The following is a 14,677-nucleotide window of genomic DNA, read 5'->3' on the forward strand; positions in this document are numbered from 1 at the left end:
GGCACGTTGCGCCACGTCGATACGGTGCGGGTCGTGGCCACGGGGACACTGATCTTCCTCATCATCGGCGGAGCGGGCGTCGCGGTGCTGGCGCTCGCCCTGCTCGGCACCGAGCTGCTGCACTTCGGCAACCCGGACTTCGACGGTCCCGTGTCGGTCGAGGCGGTCGCCGGGTTCACCGGGGCGCTCGGCTTCGGCGCCGCGATCGCCAACGAGCTGCTCGGCGGGCGTACCCCCGCCATGATCGCGGTGGCGCTGGCCGGCGGCGTCGTCGCGGCCGTGCCCACCGCCTGGGCCGCGTCCCGGCTGAGCCGGGCGGCCCGCGACATGCGCACCGACCCCACCCCCACCCGCCACCACCTGGTCGGCGCGCTCGGCCTGGTGGTCACCCCGGTGCCCGCCGACGGCTACGGCGAGGTCCGGGTCCGCGTGGCCGGCCAGCCGGTCAAGCTCAACGCCCGGGCCGACCGGCCGATCCCGGTCGGCGCCCAGATCTTCGTGGTCGAGGCGCTCAGCGAGACCAGCGTGCACGTCGAGACCTACTGACCCCCCCCATAGAGAAACAGGACGGTCACATGCCCCTTCTCATCGCCATCGGCGGCGCGGTCCTCCTCGTCCTCGTGCTCATCCTCTTCGTGCTCTCCCGGATCAAGGTCGCCGGGCCGAACGAGGCCTTCATCGTCACCGGCCGCAAGGGCCGCACGACGCAGACCGCCGACGGCGGCCGGTCCACCGATATGTCCGGACAGAAGGTCGTACTCGGCGCGTCGGTCTTCGTCCTGCCGGTGGTGCAGAAGCTCCAGTCGCTCGACCTGTCCAGCCGGCGGATCGACGTCGGCATCAAGGGCGCGGTCAGCAAGCAGGGCATCCGCACCGAGCTGCACGGCGTCGCGATCGTCAAGGTCGGCGGCACCGAGGACGCCATCCGCGCCGCCGCCCAGCGATTCCTGCACCAGCAGGACGAGATCGAGGACTTCACGCGGGAGGTGCTCGCCGGCGCGCTGCGCTCGATCGTCGGCCGGCTCACCGTCGAGGAGGTCATCCGGGACCGGGCGGCGTTCGCCAGCGCGGTCGCCGAGGAGGCCGAGCACTCGATGACCAACCAGGGGCTGGTGCTGGACACCTTCCAGCTCCAGGACATCCTGGCCGAGGGCTCCTACCTGCAGGACCTGGGCCGGCCGGAGGCGGCCCGGGTGCTCAAGGACGCGGCGATCGCCGAGGCGCGCGCCCGCCAGCAGGCCGAGCAGGAGCGGCTGCTCGCCGAGGAGGCCATCGCCGAGGCCAACCGGAACCTGGCGCTCAAGCAGGCCGGCATCCAGGCGGAGATCGACGCGGCCAAGGCCAAGTCCGCCGCGGCCGGGCCGCTCGCCCAGGCCGAGCGGGACCAGGCGATCCTCTCCGAGCAGCAGAAGGTGGCCGAGCGCAACGCCGAGCTCAAGCAGCGCCAGCTCGACACCGAGGTACGCAAGCCGGCCGACGCCGCCCGCTACAAGGTGGAGCAGGAGGCCGAGGCGGCCCGCAACGCGGCTGTGCTGAACGCCGACGCGCAGCGGCAGGCCGTCATCGCGGCCGCGCAGGCCGCCGCCGAGCAGGCCCGGCTCACCGGTGAGGGCGAGCGGGCCCGCCGGGCCGCGCTGGCCGAGGCGAACGCGATCGAGGGCGCCAAGGAGGGCGAGGCCGAGCAGCGCCGCCGCTCCGCCATCGCCGAGGCGGTCGAGCGGGAGGGCCAGGCCGAGGCCGCCGCCATCCTGGCGAAGGGCCAGGCCGAGGCCGACGCGATGGCCCGCAAGGCCGAGGCGTTCGCGGCGTACGGCGAGGCCGCCGTGCTGGACCTGCTGGTCAAGGTGCTGCCGCAGGTGGTCGAGGCGGCCAGCGCCCCGATCGGCGCGATCGACAAGATGACCGTCATCTCCACCGACGGCGCCTCGTCGCTGACGAAGTCGGTGGCGGGCAACGTGGCCCAGGGCCTCCAGCTCGGCAGCGACCTGACCGGGATCGACCTGGCCGGCCTGCTGGCGAAGCTCGGCTCGGCGTCGTCGGCGAGCGGCAACGGCAAGCCAGCCGTCGACGCCACGGCGGTCGAGACCCGCTGACGCGACAGGGCAGCGGTCGGGCCGCTGACGCGACAGGGCGCCGTCCCCGGCTGGGGGCGGCGCCCTGGTCGTTCCGTCGGCGGGCCCGCTTCGGGCCGCACCCGCGTCACCGGGCCGACTACTCGACGATGCCCTCGTCCCGGGCCCAGCGCAGCAGCTCCGCCTCGGCCTCGTCGCGGTCCAGCGGGCCGCGCTCCAGGCGCAGCTCCTTGAGGTGTTTCCAGGCCCGCCCGACGACCGGCCCCGGCGGCACGCCCAGCAGCTCCATGATCGCGTTGCCGTCCAGGTCGGGCCGGACCCTCGCCAGGTCCTCCTCGGCGGCGATCCGGGCGATCCGCTCCTCCAGCGCGTCGTAGTCGGCGGCGAGCTGGGCCGCCTTGCGCCGGTTGCGGGTGGTGCAGTCCGACCGGGTCAGCTTGTGCAGGCGCGGCAGCAGGTCCCCGGCGTCGGCGACGTAGCGGCGCACCGCCGAGTCGGTCCACTCGCCCCGGCCGTAGCCGTAGAACCGCAGGTGCAGCGCGACCAGCGCGGTGACCTTGGAGGTGATCTCCTTCGGATAGCGCAGCGCCTTCATCCGGGCCTTCGTCAGCCGGGCCCCGACCACCTCGTGGTGGTGGAAGCTGACCCGGCCGTCCGGGCCCACCGCCTTGGTGGCCGGCTTGCCGACGTCGTGCATCAGGGCGGCCATCCGCAGGATGAAGTCCGGCCCGTCGGTCTCGTACGAGACGGCGTTGCTCACCACCGTGAGGGTGTGCTCGTAGACGTCCTTGTGCTGGGCGTGCTCGTCGATCGTGAGCTTCAGCCCGGTCAGCTCGGGCAGGAAGCGCTCGGCGAGCCCGGTGTCGACCAGCAGCCGCAGCCCGGTGATCGGGTCGGCGCCGCAGAGCAGCTTGGTGAACTCGTCGCGGATCCGCTCGGCGGTGATCCGGTCCAGGTCGGCGGCCATCAGGGTCATCGCCGCGTGGACGTCGGGGTGCACCGCGAAGCGCAGCTGGGCGGCGAACCGGGCCGCGCGCAGCATCCGCAGCGGATCGTCGCCGAAGGACTCACCGGGCGTGCCCGGGGTGCGGATCACCTTGCCGGCGAGGTCGTCCAGCCCGCCGTGCGGGTCGGTGAAGCGGTGCTCGGGCAGGCTGACCGCCATCGCGTTGATGGTGAAGTCGCGCCGCCGCAGGTCCTCGGCGAGGTCGGTGCCGTACTCGACGATCGGGTTGCGGCTGACCTGGTCGTACGACTCGGCCCGGAAGGTGGTGATCTCCAGCCGCAGCCCGTCGCGCTGACAGCCGATGGTGCCGAACTCCCGGCCGGTCTCCCAGATCGACTCGGCCCAGCCGCGCACGATGCGCAGGGTCTCGTCCGGGTGCGCGTCGGTGCAGAAGTCGAGGTCGTCGCCGAGGCGACCGAGCAGGGCGTCGCGTACCGAACCGCCCACCAGGTGCAACTCGTGGCCGGCCCGCGCGAACCGGCGGCCCAGCTCGTCGGCGACCGGGGAGACCCGGAGCAGTTCGGCGACGGCGTTGCGCTGCGCGGCGGTGAGTTCGCGGCGGTCGGCGGCGTGGGGAGCGGAGGCTTCGGACATGGGAGCGCCAGACTATCGGTCCCGGCGGGGATGCGGTCCGCCGGGCGCGGGTATCGGGTGCCGGTTGACTATCGTCTGTGACGTGCGAGCCGTGCCCGGCTCGGACGTACCCCTGCCTTGGAGGCGAGAAGATGAGCGGCGGTCTCTACCGCAGCGCGAACGCCGCCCAGGGCGGCGCCGCGCCCGGACGGCAGTCGGACGACGCCACGTTCATCTCCGCCGAGCCGCTCAACCAGCCGGCGATGGAGTCGACCGCGCCGCCGCAGGAGCAGGTGGGCGAGGCCAGCGCCGCGACGAACAGCGCGGTGATGGCGATCGGCAGCCTCGTCAGCCGGGGTACGGGCTTCCTGCGCACGCTGGTGCTGACCGCCGCGCTCGGCGGAGCGCTGGTCGGTGACGCGTACACCACCGCGCAGATCCTGCCCGGGATGGTCTACGAGTTCCTGCTCGGCGGCATCCTCACCAGCGTGCTGATACCGGTGCTGGTACGCCGCCGAAAGGCCGACGCCGACGGCGGTCAGGCGTACACCCAGCGGCTGCTCACCCTCGCGGTGATCACCCTGGCCGGGGCCGCGTTGCTCGCGGTGGCCGCCGCACCGCTGCTGACCATGTTGTACACCAGCGACAACCGCGGCGAGACGTACCAGGACCTGGTCACCAAGCTGTCGTACCTGATGCTGCCGATGATCTTCTTCACCGGCCTCAGCGCGCTGGTCAGCGCGGTGCTCAACACGCGGGGGCACTTCGCCGCGCCGATGTGGGCGCCGATCCTGAACAACCTCGTGGTGATCGGCACCGCCGGGCTCTACATCGCGATCTTCGACACGGATCTCGTCCGACCCGAGCAGATGACCACCGGGCGGATCGTGCTGATCAGCGGCGGCACGCTGCTCGGCGTGGCCATCCAGGCCGCCGGCCTGCTGCCGGCGCTACGCAAGGTCGGCTTCCGGTGGAAGCTGCGCTTCGACTTCCGCGCCCTGGGGCTGGCCGAGCTGGGCCGGCTCGGCGGCTGGATGTTCTGCTACGTCGCGGTCAGCCAGATCGGCCTGATTGTGCTGTTCAACCTGCTCAACCGGGCGGGCGACGACGACGCCGGCGCGCTGATCTACAACAACGTCTTCCTGCTGCTGATGATGGCGCACGGCATCATCGCCGTCTCGATCATCACGGCGCTGATGCCCCGGATGAGCGCGGCCGCCGCCGACGGCCGCTACGCGGACCTCGCCGCCGACCTGTCCCGGGGCACCCGGACCGTCTCGGCGGTGCTGGCCCCGATCGCCGTCTGCTACGCCGTGCTCGCCACGCCGCTGTCGGTGATGCTGTTCCGCTACGGCGCGTTCAGCGACGACAACGCGGCCGACACCTCTGTCGTGTTGCTGGTGGCCGCGCTCGCGCTGGTGCCGTTCGCGGTCAGCCAGTTGTTCACTTTCGCCTTCTACGCGCTCCCCGACACCCGGACCCCGGCTCTGATCAACATCCCGGTGGTGGCGCTTCGGATCGGCGTCCAGATCGTCCTCTTCGCCGCCTTCGCCGCCCACTTCGCAGCCGCGGGCATGATGATCGGCAACGCCGTCTCCTACCTTGCTGCGGCGATCGCCTCCGCCTGGCTGCTCCGCCCCCGGGTCGGGCGGATCGGGCTCGGCGGGATCATGCGCACCCTCGGCCGGGTCCTGGTCGCGGCGCTCGGCGCGGCGGTGGTCGGCCTGATCGTGGTCAAGCTGCTACCGGGCGACGACACGCCGACCCGCCTGGAGGCGATCATCCAGCTCGTGGTCGGCGGCGCGGTGATCGGCGGGACCTACCTCGGGCTGGCGACGGTGCTGCGGATCGGCGAGATCACCGAGGTCGTCGGCATGGTCCGCCGCCGGCTGGGCCGCTGACGCCGGTCCACGGGGGCGGGGCCGGACGTCCCGCGGATGGTCTGCACGCTCTGTGAACGAGGATCACCAGCCTGGGGATGCGCCTGTGGATAACTCCGCGAGTCACCGCTCAGCCGCCGGACGGGCCTGTGGATAACCAGCCGTACGGCTGAGCATGGCGGCACGGTCGGAGGGGAACCCGGCGGCGTCGGCGTCGCCGCCACACCGGTTCGGCCCCACCGGCGAGCACTTGCGGTCAACCTCTAGATTGGTTAGTACATGTGCCAGCATCGTGGCTGACAACGGTCGCAACCGGACAAGTTGATCGCGGCCGGCAGCCCGGCCCGGGAGCGGCGCGAAGATGACATGTCGGGGAGACGGCCAACCCGGGTAAGGTCGCTCTCGACGGGTACGGCAGGCGCCGGCGCTCCGCGTCGACACCGGTCGGCCGGTTCCTTCGAAGGCAGAGCGGGAAGCCACATGCCCAGCAGCGCGGGTCCATCGATCGACACGATCACCGAGGGAGGACGGGTGACCCAGGTCGGCGAGGGTCAGGAGGCGGAGGAGAGCGCTCCGCACGTCATGACCTTCGGTGCTCCCACGGCCGGTGAGATCCTCGCCGAGCGTTACGAGCTGGTCGAGCACATCAACAACGACAGCGCGGGTCGGCTGGTCTGGCGGGGCGTCGACGTCATCCTGCGCCGTCCCGTCGCGGTCGTGCTGCGCTACCCGGGTGGCGACTCCGCCACCGAGATGCTCCAGGGCGCCGTCGCGGCGAGCCGGGTCATCCACCCCAACCTGGTCGGGGTCTACGACGCCATCGACGAGGCCGAGCGGGCGTACGTGGTGCGCGAGTGGGTCGACGGGCAGTCCCTGCGCGAGCTGGTCGCCGACGGCCCGCTGGACCCGGCCCGGGCGACCACCATCGGCAACGCCGTCGCCAGCGCCCTCGCCGCCGTGCACGCCACCGGCATGGTGCACGGCAACGTCCACCCCGGCACGGTGATGATCAGTGACGACGGCCGGGTGGTGCTGGCCGACGCGCGTACCGACGGCGACGACAGCCAGCAGAGCGACGTCCGGGCGATCGGCGGGGTCCTCTACTTCGCCCTGACCGGGCACTGGCCCCACGCCGAGGCCCCGCTGCGCGGCGCCACCGCCGGCCACGGCCGGGCCGCCATCCCCGACGCCGTCCGCGACGCCGCCGGCGCGATCGCCGCGCCCCGGCAGGTCCGGGCGGGCGTGCCGGCGTACCTCGACGACCTCACCATGGACCTGCTCGACGCCGAGATCGCGCCGCCCTCGTCGGAGGTGCTCGCCGCCGAGCTGGCCCGGCTGGACGTGCCGGCCGACGAGCAGTTCCTCGACAACACCGGTCCGCTGCGCTTCGCCGCCGACACCGGCGAGGAGCCGTCCCCGCTGGCTGCGGCGGGCGGTCGCAGGGTCGCCATCGGCATCGCCGGCCTGCTGGCGGTCGCCCTGGTGGGCCTGCTGATCGGCATCAGCGCGCTGCGCGGCGGCGACGACAGCCCGCAGACCAACCCGGTGGCCGCGCCCTCGTCGAACGCGCCCGGCGGCGACGCCACCCCGGCCGCCGCCACGGTCCGGCAGCTGAAGATCAGCGCGGCGCGGATCATCGACCCGGACAGCAAGTCCCGGGACGAGCTCGACGGCGCCGAGAGGGTCTTCGACAACAACGAGGACAAGGGCTGGGAGACCGACACCTACGAGGATCGACCGAACTTCGGCAACCTGAAGAAGGGCATGGGGGTCTGGATCGACCTGGGCGGTGAGCACACCCTCAAGTCGGTGCAGGTCCTGCTCTCCGCCCGGGGTGCCTCCGCCCAGCTCCTCTACGGCACGAACGACCAGCCCTCCACCTCCGCGGGCGACAAGGCGCTGTACGCCGAGTACAGCAAGCTCACGATCGGGCAGCCGTTCGAGGAGCACGACGGCACCAAGATGACCTTCAACGGCTTCAACGCCGACCAGAAGTACCGCTACCTGCTGTTCTGGATCACCGAGCTGCCCCCGAGCGACGGCGGCTACAAGCTCGGCGTCCAGGAGATCACGGTCCAGGGGTTGTGAGCCGACCGCCACGCTCCGGGCACCGCATCCGACGGGCGTGGTGATGGGCGTACGCGGGGAGCGGACGAGCGGTGGACCGGTGGGCGGAACGAGCGGCCCACCGGTCGCGTCGTCGGTGCCGCCGCCCGGGGCGACAGACCTGGAACTCCTGCACGCCCACGTGGCGGGCGACCGGGATGCCTTCACCGAGCTGTTCCACCGGCACCGCGACCGCCTCTGGGCGGTGGCGCTGCGGACGCTCGGCGACCGCGAGGAGGCCGCCGACGCCCTCCAGGACGCGCTGCTGTCGGCCCACCGCGCCGCCGGCCGGTTCCGGGGCGACTCGGCGGTCACCACCTGGCTGCACCGGATCGTCGTGAACGCCTGCCTGGACCGGATCCGGCGCCGGCAGGCGCATCCGACGGTCCCGCTGCCGGACGGTGTCCGGGAGGGCAACTCCGACTTCGCCACCGGCGGCGTCGAGCCGGCGGCTCCCGTCCACGACCACGACACGGCGCTGGTGGTCCGTCAGGCGCTCGCCGGGCTGCCGGCCGAGCAGCGGGCGGCGCTGATCCTGGTGGACGTGCAGGGCTACCCGGTGGCCGAGGTGGCCCAGATCCTCGGCGTCGCCGAGGGCACGGTCAAGAGCCGGTGCGCCCGGGGCCGGGCCCGCCTCGCGACGCAACTCGGGCACCTGCGCCCCCGGCCCGCCCCGCGGCCGACCGACCAGCCAAGCGCCGCGCTGCCGCAGCAGGAGTCGTCGGTCGCCGTCCCGCAGCAGCAGGATCCGCCGCAGCCCGAGCCGGCAGCGGGCGCGAACGTGCCGGCCGTCACCGCAGGGAACCCACGGCCGCCCGAGGGCGTCCGATCGGGGTCGGGACGGTCCCGGCGGGATGCTCACCAGGAGGACGCGTGACGGCCCGGGGGTTCGGAGAGGTCGACCACGACCTGCTCGCCGACTATGTCGGCGGAGCGCTGGACGGCACCCCGGACGAGGCGCGCGTCGCCCGGCTGGTCGAGGAGGACGCGGCCTGGGCGGAGGCGTACGCGCTGCTGGCCCCGGCCCTGGCGGGCGTCCGGGCCGACCTGGCCGCCTGGGCCGGCCCCGCCCCCGAGATGCCCACGGACGTCACCGACCGGCTCGTCGCGGCCCTGGCGACCGCGCCCGCGCCCGACTCCGGCCCGCTCGATCCGACGTCGGCCCACTCCGAACTGGTCCAATCCGAGCCGCGCGACTCCGAGCCGGCCCGCTCCGAGGCCGTTCGCTCCCGCCCCGGCGGCGACGACGCGCTACCGGCCGACGAGCCGGGGACGGGCAGGTCAGGTGGTCTGGTGCCGGCACAGCCGCTCGGCGGGTCCGCGCGGCGCCCGGCCGGCGTACCCCGCTCGGAACCCGGCCCGGGCGCGACCACGGGGCCGGGCCGACGGCGCCGCCGCTGGTCCCGGCTGGCCGGTCCGGTCGCGCTCGCCGCGGCGTCGATCGCGGCGGTCGGGCTCGGAGTCAGCCAGCTCACCGGCGGGCAGCAGGGGGAGACGGCGGTGCACGACGCGGCGAAGCCGGAGGTCGCCGCCCCCGCCGGCACGCCGCTCCAGGCGGGCGAGCCCACGCTGCGCAGCGGGCGGGACTACACGCCCGAGTCCCTGACCGGCGTCCCGCTGACGACGAAGGCCGAGCGGTTCAGCGCCGGCCCCCGGCCCGACGTCCAGGCGGAGGGCGGGCGGCTGCCGGGCGCCCTGGTCGGCCTCGAACGGCTCACCGACCCGGCCGCGCTGAGCGACTGCATCCACGAGATCGGCGCCGAGCACGGCCGCGGTCCACTGGTGGTCGACGTGGTCGAGTACGCCCGGTTCCAGGGCCAGCCGGCGCTGGTCGTCCGGTTCACCGACAACGGCGGCGCCCACTGGGCCTGGGTGAGCGGACCGGAATGCGGGGTGCCCGGATCCGGCTCGGACAGCCGCTACCGCACGCGGGTAGGGTGACTTCGCGGCCACCGGGCGTTTGACCGTCCACGTGACCTGACCCACCGGATGACCGGCTCGGGAATCCCCGGTTCATACGATGCGTTCTGCACATCAGACTGCCGGCACCCGCGAGGGGCGTCGGCATCGGATCGACATCGGTGCGCGCGCCGATGGCGAACAACACTATCGGGAGACGGCAGTGGACGAGGTCCGCAACCTGATCATCATCGGCTCTGGGCCGGCCGGTTACACGGCGGCGGTCTACGCGGCGCGCGCCAACCTCAAGCCGCTCGTCATCGAGGGCGTGCAGTCCGGCGGCGCGCTGATGACCACGACCGAGGTGGAGAACTTCCCCGGTTTCGCCGACGGCATCCTCGGCCCCGAGCTGATGGACAACATGCGCAAGCAGGCCGAGCGGTTCGGCGCGGAGTTCCTCACCGACGACGTGACGCGGGTCGAGCTGAAGGACACCGGCAGCGTGGGTTCCGACGCGGTCAGCACCGTCTGGGTGGGTCAGACGGCCTACCGGGCGAAGGCCGTCATCCTCAGCACCGGCTCGGCGTGGCGCCCGCTGGGCGTCCCCGGCGAGCAGGAATACCTGGGCCACGGTGTCTCGTCCTGCGCGACCTGCGACGGCTTCTTCTTCCGCAACCAGCACATCGTGGTCGTCGGCGGCGGTGACTCGGCGATGGAGGAGGCCAGCTTCCTCACCCGGTTCGCCGAGTCGGTCACCATCATCCACCGCCGGGACTCCTTCCGGGCCAGCAAGATCATGGCCGAGCGGGCGCTGGGCAACGACAAGATCAAGGTCGAGTGGAACACCGTGGTCGAGGAGATCCTCGGCGACGACGGCAAGGTCTCCGGCGTACGGGTGCGCAACACGCACACCGGCGAGTCCAAGGTCCTCGACGTCACCGGCGTCTTCGTGGCCATCGGTCACGACCCGCGCAGCGAGCTCTTCCGGGACCAGGTGGAGCTGGACGACGAGGGCTACGTGAAGGTCCAGGCGCCGAGCACCCGGACCAGCGTGCCCGGTGTCTTCGCCGCTGGCGACGTGGTCGACCACACCTACCGCCAGGCGATCACCGCCGCCGGGACGGGCTGTGCCGCCGCGCTGGACGCCGAGCGCTTCATCGCCACGCTGCAGGGCTGAACAACCGAAACACATTCCGGAGGAGGGTCATAGTGGGAGCAACGAAGTCGGTCACCGACGCGAGTTTCGCCGCCGACGTGCTGAAGTCCGACAAGCCGGTTCTGGTGGACTTCTGGGCCGAGTGGTGCGGGCCGTGCCGCAAGGTGTCGCCGCTGCTGGAGGAGATCGCCGGCGAGATGGGCGACCAGGTCACCATCGTCAAGCTCAACATCGACGAGAACCCGGAGACCGCCCGCACGTACCGGGTGATGTCCGTCCCGACCCTCACCGTGTTCAAGAACGGCGAGCCGGTGCAGTCGATCGCCGGTGCCAAGCCGAAGGGCGAGCTGGTCAGGCTCATCGAATCGGCGCTCTGAGCTGCACGTACACACGTCGACCCCGTACCCGGCCCGCCGGGGACGGGGTCGACGTCTTTTCCCGGCGCGCCCACCTGGGGCCCCCGGAACGCATAACCTCAACCCCGGGGCCGCCCGGCCAGCCAGCGTCCGTGCAGAGGGGGTCGTGCGTGCGTCCGATCCGATCCGGTGACCGTGGACCCGCGGTCACGGAGATCCGTACGGTGCTGACCGGCCTCGACCTGCTCGCGCCGACGGCACCGGACGCCGACGAGTTCGACGTCCACACCGAACGGGCCGTGCGGGCCTTCCAGCAGTCCCGGGGGCTCAGCGTGGATGGCCGGGTCGGCGCGGAGACCTGGCGTGCCCTGGACGCCGCCCGCTGGCGGCTCGGCGCCCGCACCCTCTACCACGCGGTCCCCGAGCCGCTCACCGGCGAGGACGTCCGGTCGCTCCAGGAACGACTGCTGGAGATGGGGTACGACGTGGGGCGCGCGGACGCGATCTACGGCGTACGGACCTCCCGGGCGGTCGCCCAGTTCCAGCGCGAGGTCGGGCTGACGCCCGACGGCTCGTGCGGGCCGCACACCATGAACGCGCTGCGCCGGCTCGGGCGCAAGGTCGTCGGCGGGCGGCCGCAGTGGCTGCGCGAGTCCGACGCCATCCGGCAGTCCGGCCCGACCCTGGTGGGGCGGACCGTGGTCGTCGACCCCGGCCACGGAGGCACCGACCCGGGTGTGGTGGTGCCGGACGGGCAGCTGCGGTGGACCGAGGCGGACCTGGTGCACGACCTGGCCAGCCGGCTGGAGGGCCGGCTCGCCGCCTCCGGCGTCCGGGTGCAGCTCACCCGAGGTCCGGCCCCGGAGGACTGCCTGCCGGACGACGCCCGGGCCGAGCTGGCGAACTCGCTCGGGGCCGACGTGTTCATCTCGCTGCACCTCGACGGGCACGCCAACCCGGCGGCCGAGGGCGTGGCGACCTACCACTACGGCACCGACAACGGGGTCACCTCGGCGACCGGGGAACGGCTCGCCGGGCTCGTGCAGCGGGAGATCGTCGCCCGCACCGGGCTGCGCGACTGCCGTACGCACGCGAAGGCGTGGGACCTGCTCCGACTGACCCGGATGCCGGCCGTACGCGTCGAGGTCGGCTACCTCACCTCGCCCGGCGACCGGGCCCGGCTGGTCGACCCCCGGTTCCGGGACCGGGTGGCCGAGGCCGTCGTGGCCGCGGTGCAACGGATGTACTTCCCCGTGGAGCGGGACGTGCCCACCGGCTCGATCGACGTGAGCGAGCTGCGGGCGGTGGTGGCCGCCGGCACGGTGGTGGACTGAACGGCGGTCGGCGCGGTCACCCGGAGGTGGAGCGGGTGGCCGGGGCCGGGCGGACCGGGCGGAGCAGCGTCTCGGGGCTCATCGAGCCGAGGAGCTTCTCCAGCGCGTACTCGACGTCGGACTTCCAGCTCAGCGCCGTCCGCAGCTCCAGCCGGAGGCGGGGGAACCGCGGGTGCGGGCGGACCGTCTTGAAGCCCACGGAGAGGAAGAAGTCGGCCGGTGCGACACAGGTGCCGGCGGGGTCGGCGGCGTCACCGAACTTCGCGTCGCCGAACGCCTCGATCGCCTTGATGCCGCGCTTGGTGAGATCCCGGGCGACCCCCTGGACCAGCATCCGGCCCAGCCCGCCACCGGCGAAGGCGGGCACCACGTTGGCCGTCATCAGCAGCGCCGCGTCGGCCGAGACCGGGGAGGTGGGGAATGCCATCGAGCGGGGCACGTAGGCCGGCGGGGCGTACAGGACGTAGCCGGCCGGCATGCCGTCGACGTAGACGAGCTTGCCGCAGGACCCCCACTCCAGCAGCGTCTGCGAGACCCAGGCCTCCTTCTCCAGCCCCGGGTCGCCCGCGGCGCAGGCCCGGTCCGCCGAGACCGGGTCAAGCTCCCAGTAGACGCACTGCCGGCACGGACGGGGCAGGTCCTCCAGGGTGTCGAGGGTCAAGCTGACCAGACGTCGCGACATTGGCGCATCCCCACATTAGGCTCGGAGGTGAGACCGGCACGGAACGACAACGCCGCCTTCCTGCCCCCGACGAGCGATCGTACGCCGGTTCCGGACGCCGCGGGAGGGGACGCGCGAATGCCCACCTCCGTGGCGGCCGCCGACGGTCCGCGATGTGGACGTCCGTCACGTCGTGGCGGCGTTCCTGGTAGAGGCGACTACGATCGACACCCGGCGTCCCGCGTCGCCCATGGTCGCCGTTGTCCCGGGTACCCGGGGCGGGAGCCACCCGAGCAGCCATCGAGGTGATGTCATGACCGGCACGACGCTCGACGACTACACCGACCGGTACGCCCGCCGTGTGCGGGGCATGACCGCCTCGGAGATCCGCGCGCTCTTCGCGGTGGCCAGCCGGCCGGAGGTGGTCTCGCTGGCCGGCGGCGCTCCCTACGTCGCGACGCTGCCGCTCGACGCCGTCGGCGAGATGCTCGGCCGGCTCGGCGCCGAGCACGGCGCCACCACCCTCCAGTACGGCATCGGCCAGGGCACCCTGGAGCTGCGCGAGCGGATCTGCGAGGTGATGTCGCTCTCCGGCATCGACGCCGCCTGCGGCGCCTCCCCGGAGGACGTGGTGGTCACCGTCGGCGGGCAGCAGGCGCTCGACCTGGTGGCCCGGCTCTTCCTCGACCCGGGTGACGTGGTGCTCGCCGAGGGCCCGACGTACGTCGGCGCGCTCGGGGTGTTCCAGGCCGCCCAGGCGCAGGTGGTGCACGTGCCGATGGACGACGACGGGCTGATCCCGGAGGCACTGGAGGCGGCCATCGCCGAGCAGGCGCGCGCCGGCCGGCGGGTGAAGTTCCTCTACACCATCCCCACCTACCAGAACCCGACCGGCGTGACGCTCACCGAGGAGCGGCGGGAGCGGGTGCTCGACATCTGCGAGCGCGCCGGCCTGCTGGTGGTCGAGGACGATCCGTACGGTCAGCTGGGCTTCGAGGGGGACGCGCCGGCGCCGCTGCGCGCGCGGCGCCGCGACGGGGTCTTCTACCTCAGCACCTTCTCCAAGACCTTCGCCCCGGGCCTGCGGGTGGGCTGGATCCTCGCGCCGCACGCCGTCCGCGACAAGCTGGTCATCGCCAGCGAGGCGCAGATCCTCTGCCCCAGCGGCTTCGCGCAGGCCGCCGTCTCCACCTACCTCGGCACGATGCCCTGGCGCGAGCAGCTCAAGGTCTACCGCGAGGTCTACCGCGAGCGGCGTGACGCGATGCTCGCCGCACTGGAGGACCTGATGCCGGCCGGCACCACCTGGACGACGCCGGGCGGTGGCCTGTTCGTGTGGGCGACCCTGCCCGACGGCCTCGACTCGAAGGCGATGATGCCGCGGGCCATCGCCGCGCGCGTGGCGTACGTGCCGGGCACCGGCTTCTACGCCGACGGCACGGGTAGCGGCAACATGCGGCTCAACTTCTCCTTCCCGCCCCCGGAGCGGATCCGCGAGGGCGTACGCCGGCTGGCGGGCGTGATGGAGCAGGACATCGCCATGCGGCGGGTGTTCGGCGCCGTCGGCCGCCCCGGGTCGCGGCGGGGGCAGGCCGGCTCCGACGCGCCGGGTCCCGACTTGGCATGATTTCCGG

Annotated in this window: 12 protein-coding genes; 10 read left to right on the plus strand and 2 right to left on the minus strand. The window is 73.1% G+C overall.

Translation table 11 applies throughout. The features are described from left to right. The first annotated feature begins 24 nt into the window (after positions 1-24). Together ACFY23_RS00880 and ACFY23_RS00885 are read left to right on the plus strand one after the other, a co-directional pair. Positions 25-546, plus strand: a complete 522-nt coding sequence (locus tag ACFY23_RS00880; RefSeq protein ID WP_350677771.1) for a hypothetical protein — start codon at positions 25-27, stop codon at positions 544-546. Positions 547-575: 29 nt separating this feature from the next. Then, the gene (locus ACFY23_RS00885; protein ID WP_350677769.1) at positions 576-2,093 is read left to right on the plus strand and encodes an SPFH domain-containing protein; all 1,518 of its coding nucleotides are present in this window, start codon (positions 576-578) and stop codon (positions 2,091-2,093) included. A gap of 118 nt (positions 2,094-2,211) precedes the next feature. On the opposite strand, the gene ACFY23_RS00890 is transcribed toward ACFY23_RS00885, so the two are convergent. After that, complete coding sequence (locus ACFY23_RS00890; protein WP_350677767.1) at positions 2,212-3,672, minus strand: CCA tRNA nucleotidyltransferase; 1,461 nt, start codon at positions 3,670-3,672, stop codon at positions 2,212-2,214. 131 nt (positions 3,673-3,803) lie between these two features. Here ACFY23_RS00890 and murJ point away from each other — a divergent pair, with 131 nt between their 5' ends. From murJ to ACFY23_RS00925, 7 genes are all read left to right on the plus strand, one after another. Further along, positions 3,804-5,552: a murein biosynthesis integral membrane protein MurJ gene (gene murJ, locus ACFY23_RS00895; RefSeq protein WP_350677765.1), complete on the plus strand. Its 1,749-nt coding sequence runs from the start codon at positions 3,804-3,806 to the stop codon at positions 5,550-5,552. A 459-nt stretch (positions 5,553-6,011) separates the two neighbouring features. Next, positions 6,012-7,619 (plus strand): protein kinase family protein, encoded by a 1,608-nt coding sequence (locus ACFY23_RS00900; protein ID WP_350677763.1) that lies wholly within the window; start codon positions 6,012-6,014, stop codon positions 7,617-7,619. 43 nt (positions 7,620-7,662) lie between these two features. Continuing rightward, complete coding sequence (gene sigM / locus ACFY23_RS00905; RefSeq protein ID WP_350677802.1) at positions 7,663-8,514, plus strand: RNA polymerase sigma factor SigM; 852 nt, start codon at positions 7,663-7,665, stop codon at positions 8,512-8,514. Further along, a complete protein-coding gene (locus ACFY23_RS00910; protein WP_350677761.1) occupies positions 8,511-9,578 on the plus strand; it encodes a hypothetical protein in 1,068 nt (355 codons plus the stop codon). The genes sigM and ACFY23_RS00910 overlap by 4 nt, the downstream gene beginning before the upstream one ends. A gap of 181 nt (positions 9,579-9,759) precedes the next feature. Next, complete coding sequence (trxB, locus tag ACFY23_RS00915) at positions 9,760-10,713, plus strand: thioredoxin-disulfide reductase (protein WP_350677759.1); 954 nt, start codon at positions 9,760-9,762, stop codon at positions 10,711-10,713. Positions 10,714-10,745: 32 nt separating this feature from the next. Continuing rightward, complete coding sequence (gene trxA / locus ACFY23_RS00920; RefSeq protein ID WP_151452747.1) at positions 10,746-11,069, plus strand: thioredoxin; 324 nt, start codon at positions 10,746-10,748, stop codon at positions 11,067-11,069. A gap of 149 nt (positions 11,070-11,218) precedes the next feature. Next, positions 11,219-12,382: an N-acetylmuramoyl-L-alanine amidase gene (locus tag ACFY23_RS00925; RefSeq protein ID WP_350677757.1), complete on the plus strand. Its 1,164-nt coding sequence runs from the start codon at positions 11,219-11,221 to the stop codon at positions 12,380-12,382. Positions 12,383-12,398: 16 nt separating this feature from the next. On the opposite strand, the gene ACFY23_RS00930 is transcribed toward ACFY23_RS00925, so the two are convergent. Next, positions 12,399-13,064, minus strand: a complete 666-nt coding sequence (locus ACFY23_RS00930; protein ID WP_350677755.1) for a GNAT family N-acetyltransferase — start codon at positions 13,062-13,064, stop codon at positions 12,399-12,401. A 292-nt stretch (positions 13,065-13,356) separates the two neighbouring features. Here ACFY23_RS00930 and ACFY23_RS00935 point away from each other — a divergent pair, with 292 nt between their 5' ends. Beyond that, positions 13,357-14,670, plus strand: coding sequence for a PLP-dependent aminotransferase family protein (locus tag ACFY23_RS00935; RefSeq protein ID WP_350677753.1), 1,314 nt, complete (start codon positions 13,357-13,359; stop codon positions 14,668-14,670). Positions 14,671-14,677 lie beyond the last annotated feature (7 nt).

The organism is Micromonospora sp. NPDC000121 (assembly GCF_042899165.1).
Classification (GTDB): Bacteria; Actinomycetota; Actinomycetes; order Mycobacteriales; family Micromonosporaceae; genus Micromonospora.

Excerpts from the sequence above, each read along its gene's own strand:
- sigM (WP_350677802.1), top strand. The coding sequence starts at position 7,663 with ATGGGCGTACGCGGGGAGCGGACGAGCGGTGGACCGGTGGGCGGAACG.
- ACFY23_RS00935 (WP_350677753.1), top strand. The coding sequence starts at position 13,357 with ATGACCGGCACGACGCTCGACGACTACACCGACCGGTACGCCCGCCGT.
- ACFY23_RS00885 (WP_350677769.1), top strand. The coding sequence starts at position 576 with ATGCCCCTTCTCATCGCCATCGGCGGCGCGGTCCTCCTCGTCCTCGTG.
- ACFY23_RS00890 (WP_350677767.1), bottom strand. The coding sequence starts at position 3,672 with ATGTCCGAAGCCTCCGCTCCCCACGCCGCCGACCGCCGCGAACTCACC.
- ACFY23_RS00900 (WP_350677763.1), top strand. The coding sequence starts at position 6,012 with ATGCCCAGCAGCGCGGGTCCATCGATCGACACGATCACCGAGGGAGGA.
- ACFY23_RS00930 (WP_350677755.1), bottom strand. The coding sequence starts at position 13,064 with ATGTCGCGACGTCTGGTCAGCTTGACCCTCGACACCCTGGAGGACCTG.
- murJ (WP_350677765.1), top strand. The coding sequence starts at position 3,804 with ATGAGCGGCGGTCTCTACCGCAGCGCGAACGCCGCCCAGGGCGGCGCC.